The 24,348-nt window shown below is 33.3% G+C and carries 29 protein-coding genes and 2 tRNA genes; 15 read left to right on the forward strand and 16 right to left on the reverse strand.

The genetic code is table 11. From position 1 onward, the window contains the following. Nucleotides 1–106 precede the first annotated feature (106 nt). The 5 genes from ACNQF6_RS07060 to ACNQF6_RS07080 all read right to left on the reverse strand — a co-directional run bounded on the left by ACNQF6_RS07060 (nt 107) and on the right by ACNQF6_RS07080 (nt 2,154). Entirely contained in the window at nt 107–358 is a 252-nt protein-coding gene (locus ACNQF6_RS07060) for a GIY-YIG nuclease family protein (RefSeq protein WP_417964551.1), read from the reverse strand. A gap of 48 nt (nt 359–406) precedes the next feature. Further along, a tRNA-Arg gene (locus ACNQF6_RS07065) sits at nt 407–478 on the reverse strand. Next, entirely contained in the window at nt 473–724 is a 252-nt protein-coding gene (locus ACNQF6_RS07070; RefSeq protein ID WP_417964551.1) for a GIY-YIG nuclease family protein, read from the reverse strand. The genes ACNQF6_RS07065 and ACNQF6_RS07070 overlap by 6 nt, the downstream gene beginning before the upstream one ends. A gap of 49 nt (nt 725–773) precedes the next feature. Then, nucleotides 774–848, reverse strand: a tRNA-Val gene (locus tag ACNQF6_RS07075). Nucleotides 849–933: 85 nt separating this feature from the next. Then, a complete protein-coding gene (locus ACNQF6_RS07080; RefSeq protein WP_417964553.1) occupies nt 934–2,154 on the reverse strand; it encodes a bifunctional folylpolyglutamate synthase/dihydrofolate synthase in 1,221 nt (406 codons plus the stop codon). 129 nt (nt 2,155–2,283) lie between these two features. On the opposite strand from ACNQF6_RS07080, the gene ACNQF6_RS07085 reads away from it, so the two are divergent. Genes ACNQF6_RS07085 through ACNQF6_RS07095 form a run of 3 tightly spaced genes read left to right on the forward strand, consistent with a single transcriptional unit; the run spans nt 2,284 to nt 3,900 of the window. Continuing rightward, nucleotides 2,284–2,979 (forward strand): MotA/TolQ/ExbB proton channel family protein, encoded by a 696-nt coding sequence (locus ACNQF6_RS07085; RefSeq protein ID WP_417964555.1) that lies wholly within the window; start codon nt 2,284–2,286, stop codon nt 2,977–2,979. Between the two features lies 1 nt (nt 2,980). Beyond that, nucleotides 2,981–3,376 (forward strand): ExbD/TolR family protein, encoded by a 396-nt coding sequence (locus ACNQF6_RS07090; protein ID WP_282711824.1) that lies wholly within the window; start codon nt 2,981–2,983, stop codon nt 3,374–3,376. A gap of 2 nt (nt 3,377–3,378) precedes the next feature. Further along, nucleotides 3,379–3,900 (forward strand): hypothetical protein, encoded by a 522-nt coding sequence (locus ACNQF6_RS07095; protein ID WP_417964557.1) that lies wholly within the window; start codon nt 3,379–3,381, stop codon nt 3,898–3,900. 58 nt (nt 3,901–3,958) lie between these two features. Here ACNQF6_RS07095 and ACNQF6_RS07100 read toward each other — a convergent pair whose 3' ends face one another. The 3 genes from ACNQF6_RS07100 to ACNQF6_RS07110 form a co-directional block, all read right to left on the reverse strand. Then, entirely contained in the window at nt 3,959–4,858 is a 900-nt protein-coding gene (locus tag ACNQF6_RS07100) for an energy transducer TonB (RefSeq protein WP_417964559.1), read from the reverse strand. A gap of 193 nt (nt 4,859–5,051) precedes the next feature. Then, entirely contained in the window at nt 5,052–6,278 is a 1,227-nt protein-coding gene (locus ACNQF6_RS07105) for a Glu/Leu/Phe/Val dehydrogenase dimerization domain-containing protein (protein ID WP_417964561.1), read from the reverse strand. A gap of 67 nt (nt 6,279–6,345) precedes the next feature. Further along, nucleotides 6,346–7,416: an anhydro-N-acetylmuramic acid kinase gene (locus ACNQF6_RS07110; protein WP_417964563.1), complete on the reverse strand. Its 1,071-nt coding sequence runs from the start codon at nt 7,414–7,416 to the stop codon at nt 6,346–6,348. An 88-nt stretch (nt 7,417–7,504) separates the two neighbouring features. Between ACNQF6_RS07110 and ACNQF6_RS07115 the strand changes: the two genes are divergently transcribed. The 10 genes from ACNQF6_RS07115 to ACNQF6_RS07160 all read left to right on the forward strand — a co-directional run bounded on the left by ACNQF6_RS07115 (nt 7,505) and on the right by ACNQF6_RS07160 (nt 14,841). After that, on the forward strand, nt 7,505–8,644 hold the full coding sequence (locus ACNQF6_RS07115; protein ID WP_417964565.1) for an acyl-CoA dehydrogenase family protein: 1,140 nt from the start codon (nt 7,505–7,507) through the stop codon (nt 8,642–8,644). 86 nt (nt 8,645–8,730) lie between these two features. Then, nucleotides 8,731–9,408, forward strand: coding sequence for a Crp/Fnr family transcriptional regulator (locus ACNQF6_RS07120; RefSeq protein ID WP_417964567.1), 678 nt, complete (start codon nt 8,731–8,733; stop codon nt 9,406–9,408). Nucleotides 9,409–9,488: 80 nt separating this feature from the next. Then, nucleotides 9,489–10,088 (forward strand): peroxiredoxin-like family protein, encoded by a 600-nt coding sequence (locus ACNQF6_RS07125; protein ID WP_417964569.1) that lies wholly within the window; start codon nt 9,489–9,491, stop codon nt 10,086–10,088. Nucleotides 10,089–10,090: 2 nt separating this feature from the next. Continuing rightward, the gene (locus tag ACNQF6_RS07130) at nt 10,091–10,549 is read left to right on the forward strand and encodes a YHS domain-containing (seleno)protein (protein WP_417964571.1); all 459 of its coding nucleotides are present in this window, start codon (nt 10,091–10,093) and stop codon (nt 10,547–10,549) included. 13 nt (nt 10,550–10,562) lie between these two features. Next, on the forward strand, nt 10,563–10,943 hold the full coding sequence (locus ACNQF6_RS07135; protein ID WP_417964573.1) for a DoxX family protein: 381 nt from the start codon (nt 10,563–10,565) through the stop codon (nt 10,941–10,943). Between the two features lie 9 nt (nt 10,944–10,952). After that, nucleotides 10,953–11,441, forward strand: a complete 489-nt coding sequence (locus ACNQF6_RS07140; protein ID WP_417964575.1) for a DinB family protein — start codon at nt 10,953–10,955, stop codon at nt 11,439–11,441. Further along, on the forward strand, nt 11,429–12,139 hold the full coding sequence (locus tag ACNQF6_RS07145) for an NRDE family protein (protein ID WP_417964577.1): 711 nt from the start codon (nt 11,429–11,431) through the stop codon (nt 12,137–12,139). The genes ACNQF6_RS07140 and ACNQF6_RS07145 overlap by 13 nt, the downstream gene beginning before the upstream one ends. A gap of 10 nt (nt 12,140–12,149) precedes the next feature. Further along, on the forward strand, nt 12,150–13,184 hold the full coding sequence (locus ACNQF6_RS07150; protein WP_417964578.1) for an ATP-grasp domain-containing protein: 1,035 nt from the start codon (nt 12,150–12,152) through the stop codon (nt 13,182–13,184). Nucleotides 13,185–13,188: 4 nt separating this feature from the next. Beyond that, nucleotides 13,189–13,842, forward strand: coding sequence for a hypothetical protein (locus tag ACNQF6_RS07155; protein WP_417964580.1), 654 nt, complete (start codon nt 13,189–13,191; stop codon nt 13,840–13,842). 18 nt (nt 13,843–13,860) lie between these two features. Beyond that, nucleotides 13,861–14,841 (forward strand): M28 family peptidase, encoded by a 981-nt coding sequence (locus ACNQF6_RS07160; RefSeq protein ID WP_417964582.1) that lies wholly within the window; start codon nt 13,861–13,863, stop codon nt 14,839–14,841. On the opposite strand, the gene ACNQF6_RS07165 is transcribed toward ACNQF6_RS07160, so the two are convergent. Next, entirely contained in the window at nt 14,842–15,411 is a 570-nt protein-coding gene (locus ACNQF6_RS07165; RefSeq protein WP_417964583.1) for a GNAT family acetyltransferase, read from the reverse strand. Nucleotides 15,412–15,542: 131 nt separating this feature from the next. On the opposite strand from ACNQF6_RS07165, the gene ACNQF6_RS07170 reads away from it, so the two are divergent. Both ACNQF6_RS07170 and ACNQF6_RS07175 read left to right on the forward strand, forming a co-directional pair. Next, the gene (locus tag ACNQF6_RS07170; RefSeq protein WP_417964585.1) at nt 15,543–16,220 is read left to right on the forward strand and encodes an SDR family NAD(P)-dependent oxidoreductase; all 678 of its coding nucleotides are present in this window, start codon (nt 15,543–15,545) and stop codon (nt 16,218–16,220) included. Between the two features lie 12 nt (nt 16,221–16,232). Further along, nucleotides 16,233–16,835 carry a SprT-like domain-containing protein gene (locus ACNQF6_RS07175; RefSeq protein WP_113636767.1) on the forward strand — a complete coding sequence of 201 codons (603 nt, stop codon included), beginning with the start codon at nt 16,233–16,235 and terminating at the stop codon, nt 16,833–16,835. Nucleotides 16,836–16,839: 4 nt separating this feature from the next. On the opposite strand, the gene ACNQF6_RS07180 is transcribed toward ACNQF6_RS07175, so the two are convergent. The 7 genes from ACNQF6_RS07180 to ACNQF6_RS07210 form a co-directional block, all read right to left on the reverse strand. After that, complete coding sequence (locus ACNQF6_RS07180; protein ID WP_417964587.1) at nt 16,840–17,601, reverse strand: ABC transporter ATP-binding protein; 762 nt, start codon at nt 17,599–17,601, stop codon at nt 16,840–16,842. Then, the gene (locus tag ACNQF6_RS07185) at nt 17,598–18,347 is read right to left on the reverse strand and encodes an MlaE family ABC transporter permease (protein ID WP_417964589.1); all 750 of its coding nucleotides are present in this window, start codon (nt 18,345–18,347) and stop codon (nt 17,598–17,600) included. The genes ACNQF6_RS07180 and ACNQF6_RS07185 overlap by 4 nt, the downstream gene beginning before the upstream one ends. A gap of 68 nt (nt 18,348–18,415) precedes the next feature. Next, nucleotides 18,416–19,264 (reverse strand): glycosyltransferase family 2 protein, encoded by an 849-nt coding sequence (locus tag ACNQF6_RS07190; protein WP_417964591.1) that lies wholly within the window; start codon nt 19,262–19,264, stop codon nt 18,416–18,418. Continuing rightward, nucleotides 19,264–19,788, reverse strand: a complete 525-nt coding sequence (locus ACNQF6_RS07195) for a methyltransferase (RefSeq protein ID WP_417964593.1) — start codon at nt 19,786–19,788, stop codon at nt 19,264–19,266. Before ACNQF6_RS07195 ends, ACNQF6_RS07190 begins: the two co-directional genes overlap by 1 nt. A gap of 235 nt (nt 19,789–20,023) precedes the next feature. After that, nucleotides 20,024–21,082 (reverse strand): 3-oxoacyl-ACP synthase III family protein, encoded by a 1,059-nt coding sequence (locus ACNQF6_RS07200; RefSeq protein WP_417964595.1) that lies wholly within the window; start codon nt 21,080–21,082, stop codon nt 20,024–20,026. Between the two features lie 345 nt (nt 21,083–21,427). Beyond that, nucleotides 21,428–22,975, reverse strand: coding sequence for a DUF6770 family protein (locus ACNQF6_RS07205; RefSeq protein ID WP_282729683.1), 1,548 nt, complete (start codon nt 22,973–22,975; stop codon nt 21,428–21,430). A 23-nt stretch (nt 22,976–22,998) separates the two neighbouring features. After that, nucleotides 22,999–24,345 carry a M48 family metallopeptidase gene (locus tag ACNQF6_RS07210; protein ID WP_417964598.1) on the reverse strand — a complete coding sequence of 449 codons (1,347 nt, stop codon included), beginning with the start codon at nt 24,343–24,345 and terminating at the stop codon, nt 22,999–23,001. Between the last annotated feature and the right edge of the window lie 3 nt (nt 24,346–24,348).

The following is a 24,348-nucleotide window of genomic DNA, read 5'->3' on the forward strand; positions in this document are numbered from 1 at the left end:
GACATAAAAAAAACTCCATTATTTCTAATGGAGTTTATTGCGGGCGATGAGGGGTTCGAACCCTCGACCACTTCCGATAGAATCGGAATGCTATGAGTCAGCTGAACTAATCTTTTTTTGAAATTAGTTCCTGAATTTTAATCCTGCTTTTCCAAGATTTGATTTGTAATTCTCTTTTTTGAGCTAATTCTTTTGTTTCGTGTTTTTCGATATAAACAACTTTCCAATCATTTACGTTGCCGGTAAAACCTTTGCTTTTTTGATTGTGTCGAATTATACGTTCTTCTAAATCAGAAGTGAAACCAATATAATATCTATTTTTAATTCCGCTAAAAAGGATGTAGGTAATGTGTTCCATAAACTATTAGACATAAAAAAACTCCATTATTTCTAATGGAGTTTTTTGTGGGCGATGAGGGGTTCGAACCCCCGACCACTTCCGATAGAATCGGAATGCTATGAGTCAGCTGAACTAATCTTTTTTTGAAATTAGTTCCTGAATTTTAATCCTGCTTTTCCAAGATTTGATTTGTAATTCTCTTTTTTGAGCTAATTCTTTTGTTTCGTGTTTTTCGATATAAACAACTTTCCAATCATTTACGTTGCCGGTAAAACCTTTGCTTTTTTGATTGTGTCGAATTATACGTTCTTCTAAATCAGAAGTGAAACCAATATAATATCTATTTTTAATTCCGCTAAAAAGGATGTAGGTAATGTGTTCCATAAACTATTAGACATAAAAAAAACTCCATTATTTCTAATGGAGTTTTTTGTGGGCGATGAGGGGTTCGAACCCCCGACCCCCTCGGTGTAAACGAGGTGCTCTGAACCAGCTGAGCTAATCGCCCTAGACAATTTGGTTACTTTCGTTTCCGTTATTGCGTGTGCAAATATACGCCACTTTTCTAGATTTGCAAGTAAAAACCAAAAAAATTATAAAATTTCTGCAACTACAAAGGTGCTTCCACCAATGTATATAAAATCAGATTTTGCTGCGTTTTTAATTGCTTTTTGATAAGCTTCTGGAACAGAATTATATACTTCGCCTTTTAAGTCGAAGCTAGCCGCTTTTTGTTTTAAAATTTGAACATCCAGGCCGCGAGGAATATTAGGTTTACAGAAGTAATAGATTGCTTTTTTAGGGAACAAAGGTAGGATTTCATCTAAATCTTTGTCATTTACAACTCCCAAAACAATATGTAAAGTATCAAAATCTTCTTTTTGTATTTGATTCAATACAATTTCCAGTCCGTTTTTATTGTGTGCCGTGTCGCAAATAACTTTTGGGAACTCATTCAATTGTTGCCATCTTCCCTGAAGTCCGGTGTTTTTTACCACGTTCAACAAACCAGATTTTGTATTTTCGAGAGTGATTTTAAATTCGCTCTGACTGTTTAAAACAGTGATAGTTTGTAATACCGTCTTTTTATTGTGTATTTGATAATCGCCAATTAAGTCAGAAGGAAAGGTTTCTAAAATCAAATCAGCAGCAAAATAGATATCCGAATTGCATTCTTTGGCTTTGGCCAAAAAAACAGGTTTTGTTTCAGGAGTGTATTCTCCTATTATTACAGGAATATTTGGCTTTATGATTCCAGCTTTTTCAAAAGCGATTGATTGAAGTGTGTTGCCTAAAAATTGCATGTGATCCAATCCTATATTGGTGATCACCGAAACTAATGGAGTGATGATATTGGTAGCATCTAATCTTCCGCCCATTCCCACTTCAATAACGGCGATGTCTACTTTTTCTTTGGCAAAATAATCGAAGGCTAAACCAACTGTCATTTCAAAAAAACTCATGTCATTGGATTCAAAAAAACTTTTGTGCTCATTGATAAAATCAGTGACAAATTCTTCAGATATATCCTTTCCGTTAATTTTTATGCGCTCCCGAAAATCCTTTAAATGGGGTGAAGTGTACAATCCAACTTTATATCCAGCCTCTTGAAGTATGGATGCTAACATGTGTGATGTCGAGCCTTTTCCGTTAGTTCCCGCAACATGAATGCACTTTAGTTTTTCTTGTGGATTATGAAGATGAGCTATGAGTAAATGCGTGTTGGTTAAATCTTTTTTATAGGCCGAAGCGCCCTGAAGTTGGTACATCGGGAGTTGATTAAACATCCAATTTATGGTTTCCTGATAGTTCATTTTTGTAATAAAATAGTAGTTGTTTAAAATATTTTTCGATTTTTTTAGTTTAATAGTACATCGAAAAGTATCTTTAGTGCAAAATTGAAATAATTTTTAGAATTAATGATTAAAATACAATAATATTATATGTTTAGTTTTATACAATTACAGGCCGACACCATTACCAACGCTGCTTCAAACGTAGTTATCGAAAAAATTGCTCCAAATACCGAAATATCCACTTTAGGATTCCTTTTAAAAGGTGGTGTTTGGCTTATTCCAATCGGGATTCTATTATTTTACACTTTCTATGTGATTATTGAACGTTATTTGTACATCAGTAAAGCATCAAAAATTGATGCACTTTTGATGCGCGATGTTCGGGATAACCTAAATTCAGGAAATCTTGATTTGGCTCGTTCCACTGCTGAAAGAAATAATACGGCTTCGGGTAATATTGTAAAAGAAGGTATTCTTGTTATTGGGCGACCTATTATTGAAATTGAATCCAATATGGATCGTGCTGCAGACATCGAAATAGGAGGGATGGAAAAGCATTTAGGTCATTTGGGACTTATTGCCGGTATCGCACCTACATTAGGATTTATTGGAACTATTTCTGGAGTTATTAAAATATTTTACAGCATTTCGGTAACTGAAAACATTAGTATCGGTAATATTTCTGGAGGATTATATGAGAAAATGATCAGTAGTGGTGCTGGATTAATCGTTGGTATTATTGCCTATAGCGGATACCATTTATTAAACGGCAAAATTGATAATTTTGCTTTAAAAATTCAAAAACAAATATTAGAATTTGTAAATATTATTCAAAGATCATAATATGTCTATAAAAAGAAAAAGAAGATTTCATGCCGAGGTCGCGACTTCTTCATTAAGTGATATTATGTTTTTCCTGTTGTTGTTTTTCTTGATTATTTCAACGTTGGCAAATCCAAATGTTATCAAGATGACGTTGCCAAAAGCACAGTCCAATGAGAAAACAAATAAGCAATACATTAGTTTATCTGTCACAGAAGATAAAAAATTCTATATCGACAAGCAACCTGTTTCATTTGAAGAACTCGAAACGACCTTGATGTCTAAAATGGATGCGACAAAGGACCAGACGGTTGTTGTGAGAATTCCATTCAATTTACAAGTGCAAGATTTAGTTGACGTACTGCAAATAGGAGTGAAGAACAATCTGAAGTTTGTGATTGCCACGAGTCCGAAATAAAAATGATTTCTAAAAAGAAAATTATAATATATTCGATAGGATTTTTAATCCTTGAAACTCTTTTTCTGGGATTATTTATTTATAATATGAAACCTGACCCTAGTGTTTCTATTGCCCTAGTTTTAATAATTCCATTCTTATTTATTTTAAACATAATAGTTGCAACTGTATTATATTTTTTTAAAAAGGAAATTGCAAAGTTATTTTTTGTAAACTCAATAATTTCTCCAATAATATTTTATGCTTTGTGGAGTTTGTGGTTTTTAGATTATCAAGAAAGAAATAATAAAGAGTATTATTTCAAAATTGAAAATAAAAATTTTGAAATTAGTTTGTCAAAAACATCAGATTATTTTTTGATTTCCGATTCCGAAAACATAGGTCGAGTTTATGGGGGGAAATATGAAACAAAATTTGATAGTATAATATTAGTGGACGGGAAAATAAAAATGGCAATTATAAATAACAAATTAATTGGTTTTCCAGAATCATCTAAAGAAATTAAACTGAGTGAAAATAAATAGAAAATGCCTCGATAATTGGAGGCATTTTTTTTATATAATTTAAGTTCCTGAGTAGCTTTTAATTCAAATTGAAGTTATAAACAATCTTCCCGACTTGCTTTTCCTGGGCATCGCTGCTGGCATCCCATCTCGTGTTCATCGCTGCGATTCGGGCTTGGTCTAATAAACATTTTGCTGTGTTTGTTGTTCCTTTTACTCCGGCAACTGCATTTATGGTTCTCCCGTTTCTGTCTACAGAAACTTCTACTACGACTTTTCCTTGTTCGTTACACGTATATTTTGGTGCTGGTTTGGATAATGCTTTTCTGTTTCCTAACGAATATCCAACTCCTCCGCCAGAACCACTTCCGGTTCCACCGCCGCTTCCGGAGCCATATCCGCTACCAGTTCCTATTCCGGTTCCAGTACCATTTCCTCCGCCTGTTCCTCCACCGGAACCACCTGTTCCATAATACCCGTTAGAACTCAAGCTTCCGTTAGATTTTCCTTTGTTTCCGGCTGCCTTGTCATCACCATCGCCACCTTTATTAGAACCTTTTAGAATGCTGGATAAAGCATCATTTGTATTGTTAGAAACTTTAGGTTTTACAACCACTGGTTTTGTTTCTTCTTTTACAACGACTGTTAGTTTTTTAGTTTTTTCTTTCGTCGGAATGACAACAGTTTCCTCGGTGCTGTTTTCCTGAGATAAAATAGCTTCCTCTGGAGTTGATTTTGCAGGAGTTTGTCTGGTTTGGTTTTTTATTTCCAAAACTTCGCTTTTATAATTCGCACCCGAACCTAAATCGCTGTCGCCAAAATTTACCGTAACGCCACCGCCACCTCCACCACCGGCAAGTTCATCCATGTTTGCAGGAGGCCAAAATCGAATGAAAAATAAAATTAACAACATTGTCGCATACAAAAGAATGGATAGTGCTAAGGATTTCTTTTGATCTGATGAAATGGTGGAACTCATTTGTATTTTAAATTTTAAAAAGTGTATTACTAAAAAACGTTGAAAAGTACTAAAAATTGTCAAGAGTAAAAAGCTACGGACAGAATATAAATAAGTTTGCTTTTATTTAAAACTAGAAATAAGAAAAGGGATTAAATAGATTTTAAATCTGCTTAATCCCAGTTCCGATAAATAGAAATAGTGCTATTTTATTTTAAGTAAGTTGTTTTAATGCGATTTCAAAAGCAGTAGCACTAATATTTGTTTTACTTGGGTTTAAAGCATGTGCTTTTTCAATTGCTTTTTTGATAATTTCTGAAGTGTCTTGGAAGATAGCTTCGTCTGTCATTTGAACTTTCTTTTCCATGAAGTAAGCAAAAACACGCGCCATACCACAATTAGAAATAAAGTCCGGAATTAAACTCACTTTATTATCTACATGTTCCATAATTGGACCAAAAAAGATTGCTGTGTCGGCAAAAGGAACATTTGCACCACAAGAAATTACTTCAAGACCGTTCGCGATTAAACTGTCGATTTGCGATTGAGTTACTAATCTGGAAGCGGCACATGGAGTGAATATTTCAGCACCAATGGTCCATATTTTTTGATTGATTTCTTCAAAAGGAATCATGTTTTCGGCAACTAGTTTGTTTCCGTCTTTTGCAAGAAATAAAGTTCTTATTTCTTCGAAAGAGAATCCTTCTTCGTTGATTAATCCACCATCTCTGTCGATAATACCAATTACTTTAGCACCCATTTCGGCTAAGTAAAAAGCAGCAGCTGAACCTACATTTCCAAAACCTTGTACAATTGCTTTCTTCCCTTTTACGTCTCCACCATAAATCGTGTAATAATTACGAACGGCTTCGGCAACTCCGTAACCGGTAATCATATCGGCAACAGTATATTTTCTGGAAACATCAGGTGAGAATTTTGGATTTTCAATCACTTTCACCACACCTTGACGCAATTGTCCAATTCTGTTGATTTTGTCTGCTTCGGTCGGCTTGAAATGACCGTTAAAAACACCTTCTTGTGGATGCCAAACACCACACTCCTCCGTCATTGGGATTACTTCGTGAATTTCATCTACGTTCAAATCACCGCCAGTTCCGTAATAACTTTTTAATAATGGAGAAACGGCTTTATACCAACGTTGCAAAACGCCTTTTTTTCTTGGATCGTTCGGATCAAAATTAATTCCAGATTTTGCTCCGCCAATAGCAGGTCCAGAAACTGAAAATTTCACTTCCATGGTTTTTGCCAAAGACAAAACTTCATTCATATCCAACCCTTTTCTCATTCGTGTTCCACCACCGGCAGCACCACCACGAAGCGAATTGATGACTGTCCATCCTTCGGCTTCTGTTTCAGCATCTTTCCAATGGAAAACTATCTCAGGTTCTTTATTTTCGAATTTCTTTAATAAATCTTTCATTTGTTGCGATATGTTTAATTTTGGCAAATATAAAAAATAGAATAATGTGAAATATGTATTTTTAATTTTATTTTGGAGAATAAATCATTCCAGAGCTGTGATTTGTTTTTGCACCCGTAACGCTGCTTAAAACATTGATTTCTCCACGTAATTTTAAAACGCCAAGTAATGCAAAAATCAATGCTTCTTTGAATTCCAATATTTTAGCTGACGGAATAATGAGTTTCATTCTAGGTACATGGTGCTGAATTCTCTCGATGAGAAAATCATTGTAAGCGCCACCGCCAGTTATAAAAAGGCTTCCGTTTTTATTGGGCAAAGCCAAAGCAATTTGTAAAGCCACGTGTTCCGTGAAAGTGTGGAGCTTGTCTTCAATGGGAATAGGATAGCTTTCGATTAGAGGCAAAATTGTTTCTTTTACAAATTCGAAACCCAACGATTTAGGATGTTTCTTTTGGTAAAAATCCAAAGCATTTAATTCCTGTAATAAATTTTCGTTACAAATTCCGGTTCTCGAGATACTGCCTTTGTCATCATAATCTAATCCCAATTGATTGGCGTAAAAATTCAAAACGGTATTTATAGGTGAAATATCAAAGGCGATTCGCTCTTTGTTTTTTTCGAAAGATACATTTGAAAAACCACCTAAATTCATGCAATAATCGTATTCAGAAAATAAAATCCGGTCGCCAATAGGAACCAAAGGTGCGCCTTGACCGCCAAGTTGTACGTCCTGAACCCTAAAATCACAAACTACGGTTTGATTTATTAAAGTAGCGATTTCGGGTAAATTACCAATTTGTAGTGTGAATCCGTTTTGGGGCTGATGCAGAATAGTATGGCCATGGGAACAAACGGCATCGAGATTTTGTATGTCGTATTTTTTGATAAAATCATAAATAATAACAGCCAATTGTTGCGTGTAGTCTTGATTTAATTTTTCGAGAGCAGCTTCAGAAAAACTAACAGCTATTTTCAATTTGTTTAACCAATCAATGCTATACGAAACGGTTTCTGATTCTAGGATTTGAAAGTCCCATTTGTTGTTTTTGACAGTAAAGACAATGTGTGCCAAATCGACTCCGTCCAGTGATGTTCCGGACATAACACCTATAATAGTATACTTTTCTTTAAACATTGGCTAAATTTACGAAATCGTTTGAAATCTGATATTTAATAATTACTTTTGAGCACAAATTTAAGAACATTTAATTTACAATAAAAATATGGATTTTAATCTAACCGAAGAACATTTAATGATTCAGCAAGCCGCTAAAGATTTTGCTGTAGCAGAATTATTACCGGGTGTTATTGAACGTGATGAACATTCAAAATTCCCAACGGAGCAAGTAAAAATGATGGCCGATTTAGGTTTTATGGGAATGATGGTAGATCCTAAATATGGTGGATCTGGTTTAGACAGTATTTCCTATGTTTTGGCAATGACGGAAATTGCAAAAGTTGATGCTTCTGCAGCTGTAATCATGTCTGTAAACAACTCTTTGGTTTGTGCAGGTCTTGAAAAATATTGCAATGAAGAGCAAAAAATGAAATACTTAGTGCCACTTGCAAAAGGAGAAGTGATTGGAGCATTTTGCTTGTCAGAGCCTGAAGCGGGAAGTGACGCTACATCTCAAAAAACAACAGCAATAGACAAAGGGGATCATTATTTATTAAATGGAACTAAAAACTGGATTACAAACGGATCAACCGCTTCAACGTACATTGTAATTGCTCAAACGGATATTGAAAAAGGACACAAAGGAATCAATGCTTTTATCGTTGAAAAAGGTTGGGCTGGATTTGATATTGGACCAAAGGAAAGAAAAATGGGAATTCGTGGAAGTGATACGCATTCTTTAATGTTTACTGATGTAAAAGTTCCTAAAGAAAATAGAATTGGTGTTGACGGATTTGGATTTGCTTTTGCTATGAATGTTTTAAATGGCGGAAGAATAGGTATAGCATCGCAAGCGTTAGGAATTGCGACAGGTGCTTATGAAATTGCACTAAAATATTCGCACGAGAGAAAAGCATTTGGAAAAGAAATTTTCAATCATCAAGCTATTGCTTTCAAACTGGCTGATATGTATGTGAAAGTTACTGCTGCAAAATTATTGGTAATGAAAGCGGCTTGCGAAAAAGATGAAGGTAAAGATATTGCGCATTCTGGTGCGATGGCAAAACTATACGCGTCAGAAATCGCTTTAGAAGTAGCCAATGAAGCTGTCCAAATTCACGGTGGAAATGGTTACGTCGCTGAATATCATGTGGAACGTATGATGCGCGACTCTAAAATCACACAAATTTATGAAGGAACTTCTGAAATTCAACGAATTGTGATTTCAAGAGGATTGGTTTCGTAAAGAGTACAAAATAGTTGTTTAAGCCCTTTCTAATTTCGGTTAGAAAGGGCTTTGTTTTTTTAATATATTTACGAAAATAATTTTATATGTACGAAGATTTAAAATATTGGTATTTACGCGATCACAAATTGTTTAGAACGTTGAGTTTTGGACAAATAAGACAATTGTGTATCATTACTGGTTTTAAAAAAGCAAATAAAGGCGAGATTATCTATTTTTCTTCTTCGGATTTGCCGAGAATTTTTTTGCTAAAAAAAGGAAATATAAAAATTGTTGCGGTCGATGAAGATGGGAATGAAACTATTAAAGATATTATTCAAAAAGGAGATTTATTTGGAGAGCTGACTTTGGAAGCGGATAGCTTTTCTAATGAATATGCAAAAGTACTTTCGGATGATGTGGCAATTTGTAGTTTTCTAATGTCGGATTTTGAAGATTTATTGTTAAGAAATCCAAGTTTGGCTTTATCCTACACAAAATTTGTAGGACTAAAAATGAAACGGATTAAGAACAGTTATTCTAATTTGATTTCCAAAGATGCAAAAACCAGATTATTTCAGTTCCTAAAAGATTGGGCTGAAAAAGAAGGTGAAAAAATAGATGATAAAGTGGTAATTGAAAATTATCTGACCCAAAATGATATTGCTCAAATTATTTGTACTTCAAGGCAAACTGCAACTCAATTGCTTAATGAAATGGAAGCAAACGGTACAATCATGTACAGTAGGAAAGAAATCATTATTACAGATATCCGTAAATTATAATTATTTTAGTGGAACTGTAATCTAGCCGACAAATCTAGTTGAAATTACACAATAGTTTTACAACATCAAAAAGTAATACTATGAAAAAAATAATTTGTCTGGCTTTATTAGCAATTGGACTATCTGTTCACGCTCAAAATGACTTACCAAAACAGGCAATAGAAATCGCTCCATTACTCATTGGGGAAAAAATTCCTAATGTAACTTTGAAATCTGTAGAAAATACAGATGTTGATTTAATGGAATTAATCAGTAATAAAAGAACAGTTTTGGTTTTTTATCGTGGTGGTTGGTGTCCGTATTGTAATGCACATTTAGCGGCATTGGGTGAAGCCGAAAAACAATTACTGGACTTAGGATATCAAATTATAGCAATAAGTCCGGATGCCCCAAAAAGCTTGAAAGTCACGGATGATAATGAAAAATTAAATTATTTATTACTGTCTGATAGTACAGGCGAGTTGTCTAAAGCTGTTGGAATTGCATTTCGGGCTCCAGAAAATTATAAGGCTACAATAGCTAAAGGTTCCGAAGGTGTGAATAGTTCTTTTTTGCCTGTTCCAGCGGTCTTTTTTTTAAATACAAATGCTGTAATTGAATTTGAACACATTGCCCCAAATTTCAAAAACAGAATTTCAAATGATTTATTGATTGCTGTTGCAAAATCTTTAAATAAATAATCATGAAAAAGCTACTGTTTGTTCTAAGTGTATTGTTTACTCTTTCTGGCTTTGCGCAAAAGTACAGCAAACAAATGACTCATTTTAATCTTGAAAAAAACGTGGCTATTCAAGGATATGACCCTGTGGCTTATTTTAAACAAGGAAAAGCAGTCAAAGGAAAAAAAGAAATAGCAGCATCGCATGAAGGTGTGGTTTATTATTTTTCGATGTCCGTAAATAAAGATTATTTCTTGAAGAATCCTTCAAAATTTGAACCGCAATTCGGCGGCTGGTGTGCTTTTGCTATGGGAGATTCTAATGAAAAAGTGTCTGTAAACCCAGAGACTTTCAAAATTAGTAATGGAAAATTGTATTTGTTTTACAATGCTTTCTTTAATAATACATTGAAAAGCTGGAACAAGAATGAATCTGGATTGATGATGAAGGCTGATACAAATTGGAATAAAATAGTTAAATAAAAAAATAGAAATCATGAAACTATCTCTGTTTTTCTGGTTGCTGAGACTTGTAGTAGCAGTAATTTTATTGCAAACACTGTACTTCAAATTTACGGCCAGTGAAGAGTCGGTTTATATTTTTTCTGCTCTTGGAATAGAACCTTATGGAAGAATTGGCATTGGAATTGCCGAGTTGATTACAGTGATTTTGATTTTAATACCAAGAACTTCATTATTTGGTGCTATAATGGGTTGCGGTGTGATGGTTGGTGCGATTTTTGCTCATCTGTTTGTGCTTGGGATTGAAGTTAAAAATGATGGTGGTACACTTTTTATTTTGGCACTAATTACCTTTCTTTGTTGTATTACTTTGATTTTTAAGGATAGAACTAAAGTGATGAATTTGTTGAATTAAAACTTAAATATGCTAATACCTTCTATTAATAATAGTTTAAACGAACTAATTGATTTGCTAAATCAATTGTCTCAAAAAGAATATTCAAATTCTTGTGCGGAATTAAGTAATGCAACTATTGGGGAGCATACAAGGCATATTATTGAAATGTTTCAGTGCTTAGAAAATCAATATGATTTAGGCATTATGAATTATGATAAAAGAGAAAGAAATATTCGTATTCAAACGGATACTGATTTTGCTATTGAAAACATCGTCTTGATTCAACAAAATTTAGATAAAAAAAATAAAAATATCGAGTTGTTGCAAATTATTGATGGAGAGGAAATTAGAATTGAAAGTAATTATTTCAGAGAATTACTGTATAATCTAGAACATTGTATTCATCATCAGGCGCTTATAAAAGTAGCTATTTTGCAATGTGAAACAGTAACAATTGATCCTAATTTTGGTGTTGCTCGATCTACCATAGAATATAGAAATCAATGTGCACAGTAAGTTTTGTCGCAACAAATGATAAAATTATCATTACTTCAAATCGGGATGAAAAAACAGTAAGACCGAGTGCAATACCACCAAGAAGTTATACTGTAAACGGGAAAAATCTTATTTTCCCAAAAGATCCAAAAGCAGGAGGGACTTGGTTTGTGGCTAATGCAGACGGAACAATTTTAGTGCTGTTAAATGGTGCCGACGAAAAACATGAAGTACAGCTTCCGTATCGAAAAAGCCGTGGCTTGATTGTTTTAGATATGATCAGCAGCTTATCGCCAAAGGATTTCTGGAGCGAAATTGACTTGGAAAACATAGAACCTTTTACGTTAGTTTTATTCCAAGATAACGCTCTTTTCCAATTGCGCTGGAACGGAATAGAAAGGCAAACAACTCCTTTGGATATTCATCAAAATCATATTTGGTCTTCATCGACTTTGTATTCCTCATCGATTCGTGAAAAGCGTGCCGAATGGTTTCATAATTTTATGGATGGAAATTCTGAAATTTCCGAATCACAAATGCACGATTTTCATCGCTACACCGAAGAAGAAAATGATGAAAACGGTTTAGTTATCAATAGAAATAACGAGATGAAAACGTTGAGCATCACACAATCGGTTATTGAAAAAAATAAAGTAGCTATATTGCATTACGATTTGATTGCGCAACAGGATTTTTCGACCTCATTTATCACCGTTTAAACAACTTAATTTGAAACTATTTTTTCATAAAATTACCCATTGGGAATATTGGCCTTTCCAGATTGTTTATATTCCAATTTATTTTCTTTGGTCGTATTATTCCATCAAGGCAAAATCTATTTTTTTCTTCAATGCCTCTAATCCAACTATAAAAAATGGCGGTTTTATGATGGAGTCCAAAAAAGAAATCTACAATTTGATTCCACAACAGTATTACCCAAAAACAGAATTAATAAAAGAAGGAGCCACTCTTGAAGATGTTTTAAATGTCATTGAAGCAGCAAAAATAAAATATCCTTTGATTGCAAAACCAGATATTGGACTGCGAGGTTCTGGGGTCAAAAAAATTAACACAGTTCAAGATTTAAAAGAATATGCTGAAAAAGCAAATTTCGATTATGTAGTGCAGGATTTAATTCCGTACGAGAATGAAGTTGGAATTTTCTATGTGCGTTATCCTCATGTAAAAGTGGGCAGAATTACAGGAATAGTTTCCAAAGAATTTTTGATTATTACCGGAAACGGATTCTCTACCGTAGAAGAATTAATTAAAGAAAATCCTCGGTACGAACTGCAATTAAAGGTTTTGAAACAGGAATACGGAAAAAAACTACTCGATATTCTTCCAAAAGGGGAAAAATTGAATTTGGTACCTTATGGGAATCATGCACGAGGTGCAAAATTCATTGATGGAAGTCATTGGATAACACCAAAATTAACACAAACCATTAACGAAATGTGTCTCCAAATTCCAGGTTTCTACTTTGGTAGATTGGATGTGATGTACAATACAATTGAAGAATTAGAACAAGGATTACATTTTTCAGTTGTGGAACTGAATGGTGCTGCAAGTGAGCCCACACACATTTATGACCCAAAACATTCTTTGTTTTTTGCATGGAAAGAACTTGCGCGTCACATTACGTATATGTATGAAATAAGTGTGGCAAACCATAAAAATGGCGCTCCATATTTACTGCATAAAGATGGGATGAAGGAATACAGAATGCATTTGGAACAAAGCAATAGAATTGTAAATTTCTAAAATTATGAAGGCATTAAAAAACATTTTTGTTGGTTTTTTAGTGAGCTTTATCGGTTCGATACCCTTGGGATATTTGAATGTAGTAGGTTTTGAAATTTATTCAAAACTAGGAATGAACAGTTTGATTCTCTTTTTATTGGGGGTTATTTTTGTGGAGATGTTTGTGATTTATTTCACCTTAATTTTTGCAAAGCAATTGGTCAATAGTAAAAAACTTATGAAAATTATTGATTTTTTTGCCGTTTTCTTTCTGTTGATTTTAGGGTATTCTTTTTATGCTAATTCCAATCAAACAGTTGAAGAACAAGGGATTTTAGAGAAATATGCAATGTACTCTCCTTTCCTTATCGGCGTGTTTTTAAATTGCATTAATTTTCTTCAATTGCCGTTTTGGACCGGTTGGAATCTTTATTTGATGAATGGGAATTATATTTCCATTGTAAAAAAGCTAAAACTGTATTATGTTTCAGGGACTTTGATAGGTACATTTTTTGGGATGTTAACTTTGGTTTTGGTGTTAAACACCTTATCTAAAAACACAACTAGTTTTTCTAAATATGTAATGCCCGTAATAATTCCGTCATTTTTTGTGATTTTAGCTTTTGTTCAAATGGTTAAAGTGTACAAGAAATATTATCGAAATAAAGCCATATTATAAAATAGAAACCTCAATATTATGAAAATAGCATTCCTATCTCTTTCTTTGGTTTTCTTCGGTTGTTTGTCAACACAAGTTATCATTGCCCAATCAGCTAGTGAGGCGCAATTAAAAACAGTTGATATTGAATATAAAGTGAAAGAAAATAATGTTGCCGAAATATTGAAATATTTAGCTTCGGATGAACTGGAAGGACGGGAAACCGGAAAAGCAGGAATGGTAAAAGCTGCTGATTATTTAGAACAAATTTTCAGGGATAATAATGTGAAGCCGTATTTCAAATCGTATCGCGATACGCTATCAACGTTTAAGGGAACTGCTTTCAATATCGTCGGTGTTGTTGAAGGAAACGATCCAGTTCTAAAGAATGAATTTATAATTCTAAGCGCTCATTACGATCATATTGGATTAGATAAAAAAGGGGTGAATGGAGATTTCATTAATAATGGAGCCAATGATGATGCCTCAGGAACAACTGCAGTTGCTGAAATGGCAAAATATTTCAGTATTGCTAAAAACAATAAACGCAGTATTCTTTTTGTGTTTTTTGCAGGTGAAGAAAAAGGCTTGTTAGGTTCTAAACATTTAGCCAAAAAACTGAAAGCACAAGATTTTAAATTGTACACTCAATTTAATATTGAAATGATTGGTGTGCCAATGAAGGGAGAATATCTAGCTTATATTACTGGTTTTGATAAATCCAATATGGCGGGTAAAATAAATGAATACACTGGAAAAAATACGATTGGTTTTCTTCCAAAGGAAGCCGAATATAAATTATTTTACAGATCGGACAACTTCTCTTTTTATGATGTTTTCAAAGTGCCTTGTCAATCTGTGAGTACATTTGATTTTGAAAATTTTGAATTCTACCATCATGTTTCTGATGATTTCAAAGCGATGGATATTCCGCATATGACTTCTTTTATTCAGGAATTATTACCTGCTGTAACGCAAATGGCAAACACGCCAACGCAAGAAATTATAATGTTTAAATAGTTAAGAAACAGCTTGATTCATCTCGTACGCTAAAATAAAGTATTCATTATTGTTGAATTGAAAATCCCCAATAATGGTCCATTTTAGTTTTTCGGTATGCGCTTTTGTAGACGGGATATTGACTTTGTTGATAAAAGTCAAAGCCAATGGATATTTATGGAGCATGTGTTTTCTCATGAACTCAAAAAGTGGGATTATCAATCCCTTTCCACGATATTCCTTGTGAATGCAAATAGGACCGTATTGAAAACTATTGGTAGTGGTGATGTCAAAATCTAAGAAAGTTAGTTCCGGAAACAAGGAACTCATATAGTCGAAAATAGGCCACTGTTTGAAAAAATCCCAACTTCCCGCAAAGATATAAGCAATGATTTTATTATTGTCTTTGGCAATAAATAAGTTGTTTTCATTGATGACTTCGGTTAGTTGCTCAATAGTAAATGGTGTAGTAACAAACCCCGAAGTTTTTTCTTTTTCGGATAAATTAGCTACAAGATACAATTCCTGTAATGCCAATACGCCATCAATATCACTTATTTTTGCAGTTTCAAATTGTATGCTATCTGTCATTTTTCTTAAAATCTAATGTTAATTTGGTTTGTCAAAAATAAGTAAAATTTTAGGAATCTTTAATTTTTATTACAGCAAGAATCCTTTGCGTAAAGCATTAGTTTTTTATCGTTTTTGTTTATTTTTGCTCTATGAAAAATATCATCATCACAGGAACGAGTAGGGGAATAGGATTTGAGTTGGCATTGCAATTTGCTAATGCGGGACACCAAGTGTTAGCCATTTCCAGAAAAATTCCTCAAGCTTTATTGGGTAACGAAAATATTACCTGCCTTTCAGTTGATTTATCCACTGAATCTGAATTAGTGAAAGTAAGCGATTTCCTTTCCAAGTCTTGGAAACAAATAGACGCAGTCATTCATAACGCAGGAAGTTTATTGCTAAAACCTTTTTCAGAAACCACTCAGGAAGATTTTGAAAATATCTATAAAGTCAATGTTTTTGGAGTTGCTAATTTGACTCGAATTTGCCTGCCTTATTTACAAAAAGGAAGCCACGTAGTAACAATAAGTTCTATGGGCGGAATTCAGGGAAGTTTAAAGTTTGCAGGATTGGCTGCATATAGCTCGAGTAAAGGTGCAGTTATTACTTTGTCTGAATTGTTAGCTGAAGAATATAAAGAGCGTGGGATTTCTTTCAATGTTTTAGCTTTGGGTTCCGTTCAAACAGAAATGCTGGCAGAGGCTTTTCCAGGCTATCAAGCACCTATATCAGCGGGCGAAATGGCAAACTATATTTATGATTTTACTTTGACTGGAAATAAATACTTCAATGGTAAAGTACTGCAAGTTTCTTCTACGAATCCTTAATTCATAATTACTTTGAGCGAAACCTTAGCCAGATACATTCCAGAGCATGCGGTAAAACCCGTTTTCGAACTTATTGTTGCCAATCAAGTGCATCTTAAGATTGTAAACGAGCGTCAGACGCGTCATGGTGATTATCGAAAAGGGTTGAATGGAAAGCATGAAATCACGGTAAATTCAAATCTGAATAAATATAAGTTCTTGATTACCTTGATTCATGAAATCTCGCATTTAGTGGCGTTTGAGAAATTTGGAAGAAACATTAAACCTCATGGTAACGAGTGGAAATATTCTTTTCAACGGTTGATGATTCCTTACATTCGACCAGAAATTTTCCCGAATCACTTGTTGCCTTTATTAGCGAGGCATTTCAAAAACCCCACAGCCAGCAGCGATACTGATGCTACTTTGGCATTAGCCTTGAAACAATTTGATCAGCAAAATGATAAGAATTATGTTTTTGAAATTCCGTATGGCAGTGTTTTTCGAATACAAAACGGAAAGATTTTCAAGAAAATAGCGATAAGAACCAAGCGTTTTGAATGCCTCGAAATGAGTTCTGGAAAGACTTATTTATTCAATCCTAATGCTGAGGTAGAATTGTTGAAATCAAGTTAGCCTTCTATTCTTTTAAATATGCTTCTCTTACTTTTTTGAACAAATTTGAAGAATAAACAAAGGCAACGACAGCTTCGTTATCAGTTCTGAAAATTTCTTCTTTGGTTCCTTCCCAAGCTTTTAAACCATCTTTTAAGAATAGAATTTTTTCTCCTATTTCCATCACAGAGTTCATATCGTGCGTATTTATAACCGTTGTGATATTGTATTCTTCGGTGATTTCTTTGATAAGATTATCAATTAAAATAGCTGTATTTGGATCTAAACCAGAGTTTGGCTCATCGCAAAACAGGTATTTTGGATTGTTTACAATCGCGCGTGCAATCGCTACCCTTTTTTGCATTCCTCCTGAAATTTCTGAAGGTAGTTTTTTATGGGCTTCAGTTAGGTTGACTCTTTTTAATACAAAGTCTACGCGCTCCTGAATTTTTGAATTATTGTCTTTGGTAAACATTTTCAACGGGAAGCCTACGTTTTCGGCAACTGTCATGGAATCAAACAAGGCACTTCCTTGAAAAACCATTCCTATTTCAGTACGTAGATCTCTTTTTTCATCTGGATCAAGCTCAGAATATATTCTTCCGTCAAATGAAATGGTTCCGGATTCTGGAGTGTGTATTCCTAAAAGACTTTTAAGTAGAACAGTTTTTCCAGATCCACTTTGTCCAATAATTAAATTCGTTTTTCCTGTTTCAAAAATAGTGGAAACGCCTTTAAGGATTTTGATACCGCCAAATGATTTTTCTATGTTTTTTACTTCTATCATGAGCCAAGTAACAATTGAGTTAATATGTAATTAAAAGTAATTATGGTAACTGATGTCCAAACAAAGGATACAGTACTAGCGCGTCCTACTTCGAGTGCGCCACCTTTCATATAATATCCGTGGAATGAAGGTATAGTTGCTAATAACATAGCAAAAATTAAAGTTTTAAGAAAAGCATAAACGATATGAAACGGAATAAAATCCAATTGTGCGCCATTTATAAATTCATCGCTGGAAGTAAATCCACCATAAACTCCAGCCATCCAGCCACCCAAAATACCTAGAAACATACTGATTCCAATAACAAAAGGATAAAGAAGTAAGGCAATTATTTTTGGGAAAACCAAATAGTTTAGTGAGTTTACTCCCATCACTTCCAAGGCATCAATTTGTTCTGTTACTCTCATTGTTCCAATACTTGACGTGATAAAAGAACCCATTTTCCCTGCCATAATCACCGAGATGAACGTAGGGGCAAATTCTAAAATTACAGATTGTCTCGTAGCAAACCCAATAAGGTATTTTGGAATTAATGGATTAGTCAAGTTTAATGCAGTTTGTATGGCAACAACACCTCCAACAAAGAAAGAAATGAATGCTACAATACCAAGGGAGCCAATAATTAAATCGTCTATTTCCTTAAAAATCAGATTTTTCATCACAGACCACTTTGTCTGTTTGTTGAAAATTTCTTTGAGCATTAAGAAGTATCTTCCTATTTGCGTTATATATCGAATGAGCATCATAGTTTTGTGATTATGGGCTAAATTACAAAAATAGTTATGAGTTATAAGTTATGCGTTCGTTGTTTTCGTTAGAAAATTTTTTCTTTCATTTTCTTCAAACGATACTTGCGAATGAATTTAGCTTGTTCTGCGGTTACTAATAATGGTGTTTTAGCTGCTTTTGCTTTCCAAAAACCTTTGATGTAATCTAAAAAGAGTAACGGTTTCTTTTTCATCATCGCCAGTTTTGCCGAAGCTATGCAAGTGATTAAAAATCCGTAGCCCAAAGTATAAAACGCTTCTCCTTGTTTATAACGGGCCGTTTTATTGTAATTAGCTCCAGTTGGTTTTAAATGCTTCACGATTAAGGAAGCATCGGTAACGACTTTCCAACCGTAAAATTTTGACAATAATTCATCAACAGTATCCCAACCCATAGCCGGTTTTAAATTTCCTATTTGTTGGAAGCATGCTTTTCTATAGGCTTTAAACGCACCACGAATATGATCTTTATCGGTTAGATTTTCCAGAATCCATTCGCCATTTTTTTCAATGTAGGCAAATCCGCCAGCCATTCCTATTGTTGCATCTTTTTCGAGAATGTTTAAGATAGTTTCGAAATAGTTGTTGGGTAGAATTAAGTCGGCATCCAGTTTTACTATAACGTCATACTCATCGTCCAATGTTTCGAATCCTTTATGAAAAGCCTGTATAACTTTACTTCCCGGTAAATGTATGGCACTTGAAGTTTTGTTTACCAAAGAGATAAAAGGATTTTCTTTGGCGTAAGCCGTAACGATTTCGGCAGTTTTATCAGTAGAATTATCATTGACAATCACTACTTTTTTGGGTAAAACAGTTTGAGAAATCAAAGAATCTAAAGTTAAAGCGATGAAAGCTTCTTCGTTATGAGCCGGAATAACAATATAATAATTCATTATTTTATTTTTTCGGCGTAAACAACATAATATCGGTTGGTGAACTTTCTTAATAATGGGCGAAGGCCAAATTTCTTTACTGGATTTGTCCATTTTTCACGGTCTATTATTTTCCAGCCTGTTTTTTCCAAAAGCCAGTCTAATTGCCAATCTTCAAATTCATGATAATGTCTGTCCCACATATCGGTTTTGCTTCGATAAGCTGGTGAAAACCACAAACGCATTGGGATAGATATAAAAAGTTTGTCCGATTTTATTTCGTTTAAAATCGTGTAAGGATTTAGTAAATGTTCAAAGATTTCGAAAGCGGTTACTACATCTTTTTTTTCTGTTGAAAATACGGATTGGTCTTTGTCTAAGTCCTCTCCTGTTGTATTTGTAACTGCAAATCCTTCGGATTTCATGATTTTAGAGAAAGGATTTTCTACACCTAAATCCAATATCGTCTCTGAAGTTGAGACGTGTTTTTTTAGAAATTCTAAAGTATGTTTGAATCTTTTATTGGGAAACGTTTTTTCGTACATGTTTTGTTGATTTTGCCACTAGGGCACCAAGGCACAAATATAGTAATAAATGTGTTTTTGGGCGTTGTTTTTTAGCCCGGATGGGAATGAAAATCCCGGAGCTTCAAAATGTAGTTTTTCAAGGTGCAAAAAGCGACAGAATGAAGCTTTCTTGCACCTTAGAAAAACAAGTTTTGTGGTGAGGAATTGTAGTGTACAGCCGGATTTGCTCCTGATTGTTGTGTTGCTCGAATGATTAATATCTGTAAACAAATGCGTTGATGTTCATTCCTGCTCCCACGGATGCAAAGAGAAGAACATCTCCTTTTTGTATGGATTGGTTTTCTATTTGTCCGCGAATTAACAGATCAAAAAGAGTAGGTACGGTGGCTACGCTGCTATTTCCCAATTCATGGATACTCATGGGCATGATGTCTTTTGGGACGGGTCTGTCGTGTAATTTGTAAAAACGTTGAATTATGGCTTCATCCATTTTTTCATTGGCTTGATGGATAAGAATCTTTTTTACATCATCAATACCTAATCCACTTTTGTCCAGGCAACTTTTCATTGCTGCAGGAACTTGGTTTAATGCAAATTCATAAATCTTGCGCCCATACATTTTTATGTAACGAATGTCTGGATCTAAATCTGGGTTGTATGATTTTCCAAAAAACAAGTAATTAGCTTCATCATTAGCATAAGTTGCACTTTCATAAGCTAGCATTCCAGTTTCGTCATCAGAAGCTTCAATGATAGAAGCGCCAGCACCATCCGAATAAATCATGGAGTCTCTGTCATGCGCATCAACTACTCTCGAGAGCGTTTCAGCTCCAATTACTAGACATCGTTTTGCCATGCCGGATTTTATAAATGCATTGGCTTGAAGTACGCCTTCAATCCAGCCCGGGCATCCAAAAAGGATATCGTAAGCAACGCATTTTGGGTTTTTTATTTGTAATTTATTTTTAACACGTGTGGCTAAACTTGGAATCATATCGGATTGAGTTGTTCCAGATTTTACATCACCAAAATTATGAGCAAAGATGATATAGTCAATCGTTTCCGGATCAATTCCTGCATTTTCTATTGCTTTTTGAGAAGCAAAAAAAGCTAAATCAGAAGAAGTGTATTGGTCTTCGGCATAACGTCTGTGTTCTATACCGGTAATTCCTTTAAATTTATTAATGACTACTTCATTAGGGTATCCAAAAGCTGTACCGTCTTCATTCAAAAAAACATGTTCACTAAAGTCAGTATTGCTTACTTTTTTCTCAGGAATATAACTTCCTATTCCAGTTATTTTTATTTTCATCGGGTTGTTTTTCCAAAAATTCAGGCTAATTTAATGATAAATAAATTAGTACACTCACAAAATTTACTATGCACGCATATAATTATGAAATAATAATTTATTGGCAAAAATATTAATTATTTTATTACGAATCGTAAAAAAAGATGCGATATTTATATCGAAATTGTTGCAAATGATAAAATTGATATTTCGAGTAATTCTAATTCATATTTTATTTGGGTTTAAATATTATTATATGATTGTTTCTAAGCTATGACTTTTTTATGAAAACATTAATTAGAAATTATAATTAGATTAAGTACACAAAAATAAAAAAGAGCCACTAACAAGTGGCTCATAAGGGAACTATTTAATGTTTATTTTTTCTAAATGTATATTTATTTCTTTTAGTTTTTTATCATATTCCAGTAATAAAACATTTCCAACTTTTGCTGGTAAAACTCGAAAATCAGTATTGTTATTATCGCTTTTTAAATAAATTTTATCTTCGGATAGTTGTCCATTATCACAAATTATGGTTTTAAAAGCGCTTTTATTTTTTTCTCCTTTTAATCTTTCATAATCTATGAAACAAGCGTAGAAGCGATCATTTGTTTTATCTAGTTGGGTGTATTCATAATCAAATGCTCCATAGGCTTTTAATGCGTGTGCGTTTAATTGAGGGCTGCCAAAATCAGATAAACTTGGAGCTCTTGATTTTCCTTTTTCAAATTCTTGAATGCCTGTAAGTTTAAAATCAGAGTTGAACTTAAAAACTACAGAATTTGTAATTGTAAGTTGTGTGACACTTGCGCCACCGCCACCACCGCCTAATATGGATAATGTAGTTAGTGCTATACCTCCAGCGCTTGCGGTTCTTTTATAGAATTCTCCAATGGCATAATACTCATTGTTTTTTGTTCTTGCAATATTATGGAAATAGATGTATCCTTTGTCTTCAATGTAATTTCCGCTAACTTTTGCAATTTTAGCAACATCTTCTTTCCAGCTAGTGAAATTTTCTTTTAAAGTTTTTCCTGATAAATCAACAACTTCCGTAAACAGACCTAAACTTTTATCATCAATGATATTATCACCTTCTTTAAAATATTCCCCCATTAAAACAACATTATTGTCTTTGTCAAGGAATGCATTATTAATTAATCTGGGTTTACTGTTTTTGCTATATTCTTTTTCATAGAGTAAAACACCTGTATTTACATCAATAATTTTTGTCTTTAAAGTGAGTTTTCTTGATAAAAGACCTGGTTTTGATGTTTCTAAAGCAACAATTACTTTATCATTTACTTCAATAGGATTTATTGCCAACATTTCTTTTGAATCATCGGGAGAATTATATTCCCATGATTTTCCACCATCAGTTGGGTAGTATTTTAAAGAGTATCCTATTTTCTTATTGTCTTCAAATTTGTTGAAAATGAATCCTTTATTTTCAACAGGAAATATAATATTGAAATCACCTGTTTGTTGCATGTATTGGATATAACGGATTTCTTTGCTTTCTAAAGGAATGTCAATAGTTGGTAATTGGTTTACTTTTTTATCATAGCTTAATAGGCTTATTTTCTTTTCTTTAAAATTAGCCATTGCAAACATTATTCCTTGATTGTTAAAGCTACTTTTCATCAAAAAAGTATTTTTATTGTCAATGTATGTTTTCTTAGCAACTTCCACTAGATTTTTATCTAAAACTTGAATTGCAAACTCACGGTCACCTTTTTTTAGTTTATCTAATTCATAGAAAAAATAATAACCATCAACATCTTTCTCTTTGTTTAGGATAGCTCCTGAATTCTTTACTTTAAAAGTATTGACTTCGTTAATTTTTTTTTCTTGTGCAAATGTCAAATTTGCCACAAAGGAGATTAAAAGTAAAGTACTGATTCTTTTCATAATTGGTTTGTATTTGATTTGTATTAATTTTTATTTAAAATCTTGAAAAAAGTATAAGCATCTTGAAATTCAGTATCGTCTTTGGATATTAATTCATTTTTTTGACAAAAATAATAACCAATTTTCCTTAGGTCTTTTAGCTCAAGATTGTTTAAAAATAACCGTATTTCATTAATGTATTTTTCTTCGGAAAAAGAGTTTACCGGACCTACATATTTTCCGAAGACATGTTTTTCTTTTAAAACGTATACTTTTTTTAATAAGTAAGCGACATAACTATTAAAGGCTTTTTTATCCAATTCATTTTTTTTATGAAGAGATAATAATTGGTATAAGGCAAAGTCTAATTTAGAGTCGTCAAAAAAGATTTTAATGCTATTTTCAGATGTTTTTTTTTGGACTAATTCTATTTCGTTTTTAGTTGTATTTGTGGTGGTGATAGTATAATTGTGAATTAGGTTTTCTATACGAAGTGGAATGTTAGGATGTGTTTTTAAGGAATCTTTGTCAAGTTCTAAATCATTTACACTTTCAGTAGTGTCAAACATTCTGTCTTCTTTTTCAATCCATACTTCTTTAAATGGATATTCTTCAAATGTGAAATTTTGTTTTAAATCGGTTAGATTATTAAAAAGTATACCGTCAGTCATATCCAGTTTTTTTAGAATATTTATTGAAGCCTGTTTGTTGTATTTTGTATTATTAAACATAGTGAAACCAAGTGAGTCAGCTTGGGTCTCTGCACTTCTGCTTCGTTTCATGAAATTAAATTTCAAATCCTTTAATAATAAAGTTACAGCTGACCTTCGACCATATTTTTTATTGGAGGCGGTATTTAGTTGTTGTTTGACGTCCTTAGAGTTGAATGTTTCTAGATATTCTTCGAGAGCTTTGTCATTATGTTTTAAGATATAATGTGCTAATTCATGACAGATGATAAAAGCCATTTCATCATTATTTTCAATAAGTGAGAATAGGCCTAAATTAATAGAGAATATTCCGTTCCCATAACAGGCAGCATTAGGAATGAGTGATTTGTTAATCAGGAAATAAAAATTTTTCGAATCAATTTTGGGATTTGAATGGTATACTTCGGTAAGTATTTTTTGAAGAAATCCATTAATGGTTTTGTCAAAAATAAATGTGCTGTCCTCTACATCTTTTAAAAAAGATACTTTTCTCTCTAAAAGTATTTCTTTCGCTTTCTTTCGTTGATTAGTGCCGAACTCGTTTATTTTAGTATTAGTTATTTTAGTAAGGTAATTTTCCAGCGAATCAATGCTGTTAGGGGAATAACTAAATCCATAATTTTGGGCTTGGCATGTTCCAAAGTACGATAGTAATAGAAATAATAAGAGTTTTGTTTTCAAAAT

This window comes from Flavobacterium pasteuri (genome assembly GCF_048286615.1).
Lineage (GTDB): Bacteria > Bacteroidota > Bacteroidia > Flavobacteriales > Flavobacteriaceae > Flavobacterium.

Coding starts and splice junctions, on each gene's coding strand:
- ACNQF6_RS07100 (WP_417964559.1), bottom strand. CDS start 4,858: ATGAGTTCCACCATTTCATCAGATCAAAAGAAATCCTTAGCACTATCC.
- ACNQF6_RS07165 (WP_417964583.1), bottom strand. CDS start 15,411: ATGACAGATAGCATACAATTTGAAACTGCAAAAATAAGTGATATTGAT.
- ACNQF6_RS07200 (WP_417964595.1), bottom strand. CDS start 21,082: ATGAAAATAAAAATAACTGGAATAGGAAGTTATATTCCTGAGAAAAAA.
- ACNQF6_RS07160 (WP_417964582.1), top strand. CDS start 13,861: ATGAAAATAGCATTCCTATCTCTTTCTTTGGTTTTCTTCGGTTGTTTG.
- ACNQF6_RS07115 (WP_417964565.1), top strand. CDS start 7,505: ATGGATTTTAATCTAACCGAAGAACATTTAATGATTCAGCAAGCCGCT.
- ACNQF6_RS07205 (WP_282729683.1), bottom strand. CDS start 22,975: ATGAAAAGAATCAGTACTTTACTTTTAATCTCCTTTGTGGCAAATTTG.
- ACNQF6_RS07060 (WP_417964551.1), bottom strand. CDS start 358: ATGGAACACATTACCTACATCCTTTTTAGCGGAATTAAAAATAGATAT.
- ACNQF6_RS07180 (WP_417964587.1), bottom strand. CDS start 17,601: ATGATAGAAGTAAAAAACATAGAAAAATCATTTGGCGGTATCAAAATC.
- ACNQF6_RS07105 (WP_417964561.1), bottom strand. CDS start 6,278: ATGAAAGATTTATTAAAGAAATTCGAAAATAAAGAACCTGAGATAGTT.
- ACNQF6_RS07090 (WP_282711824.1), top strand. CDS start 2,981: ATGTCTATAAAAAGAAAAAGAAGATTTCATGCCGAGGTCGCGACTTCT.
- ACNQF6_RS07125 (WP_417964569.1), top strand. CDS start 9,489: ATGAAAAAAATAATTTGTCTGGCTTTATTAGCAATTGGACTATCTGTT.
- ACNQF6_RS07145 (WP_417964577.1), top strand. CDS start 11,429: ATGTGCACAGTAAGTTTTGTCGCAACAAATGATAAAATTATCATTACT.
- ACNQF6_RS07195 (WP_417964593.1), bottom strand. CDS start 19,788: ATGTACGAAAAAACGTTTCCCAATAAAAGATTCAAACATACTTTAGAA.
- ACNQF6_RS07155 (WP_417964580.1), top strand. CDS start 13,189: ATGAAGGCATTAAAAAACATTTTTGTTGGTTTTTTAGTGAGCTTTATC.
- ACNQF6_RS07170 (WP_417964585.1), top strand. CDS start 15,543: ATGAAAAATATCATCATCACAGGAACGAGTAGGGGAATAGGATTTGAG.
- ACNQF6_RS07085 (WP_417964555.1), top strand. CDS start 2,284: ATGTTTAGTTTTATACAATTACAGGCCGACACCATTACCAACGCTGCT.
- ACNQF6_RS07120 (WP_417964567.1), top strand. CDS start 8,731: ATGTACGAAGATTTAAAATATTGGTATTTACGCGATCACAAATTGTTT.
- ACNQF6_RS07190 (WP_417964591.1), bottom strand. CDS start 19,264: ATGAATTATTATATTGTTATTCCGGCTCATAACGAAGAAGCTTTCATC.
- ACNQF6_RS07080 (WP_417964553.1), bottom strand. CDS start 2,154: ATGAACTATCAGGAAACCATAAATTGGATGTTTAATCAACTCCCGATG.
- ACNQF6_RS07110 (WP_417964563.1), bottom strand. CDS start 7,416: ATGTTTAAAGAAAAGTATACTATTATAGGTGTTATGTCCGGAACATCA.
- ACNQF6_RS07070 (WP_417964551.1), bottom strand. CDS start 724: ATGGAACACATTACCTACATCCTTTTTAGCGGAATTAAAAATAGATAT.
- ACNQF6_RS07140 (WP_417964575.1), top strand. CDS start 10,953: ATGCTAATACCTTCTATTAATAATAGTTTAAACGAACTAATTGATTTG.
- ACNQF6_RS07130 (WP_417964571.1), top strand. CDS start 10,091: ATGAAAAAGCTACTGTTTGTTCTAAGTGTATTGTTTACTCTTTCTGGC.
- ACNQF6_RS07135 (WP_417964573.1), top strand. CDS start 10,563: ATGAAACTATCTCTGTTTTTCTGGTTGCTGAGACTTGTAGTAGCAGTA.
- ACNQF6_RS07185 (WP_417964589.1), bottom strand. CDS start 18,347: ATGATGCTCATTCGATATATAACGCAAATAGGAAGATACTTCTTAATG.
- ACNQF6_RS07095 (WP_417964557.1), top strand. CDS start 3,379: ATGATTTCTAAAAAGAAAATTATAATATATTCGATAGGATTTTTAATC.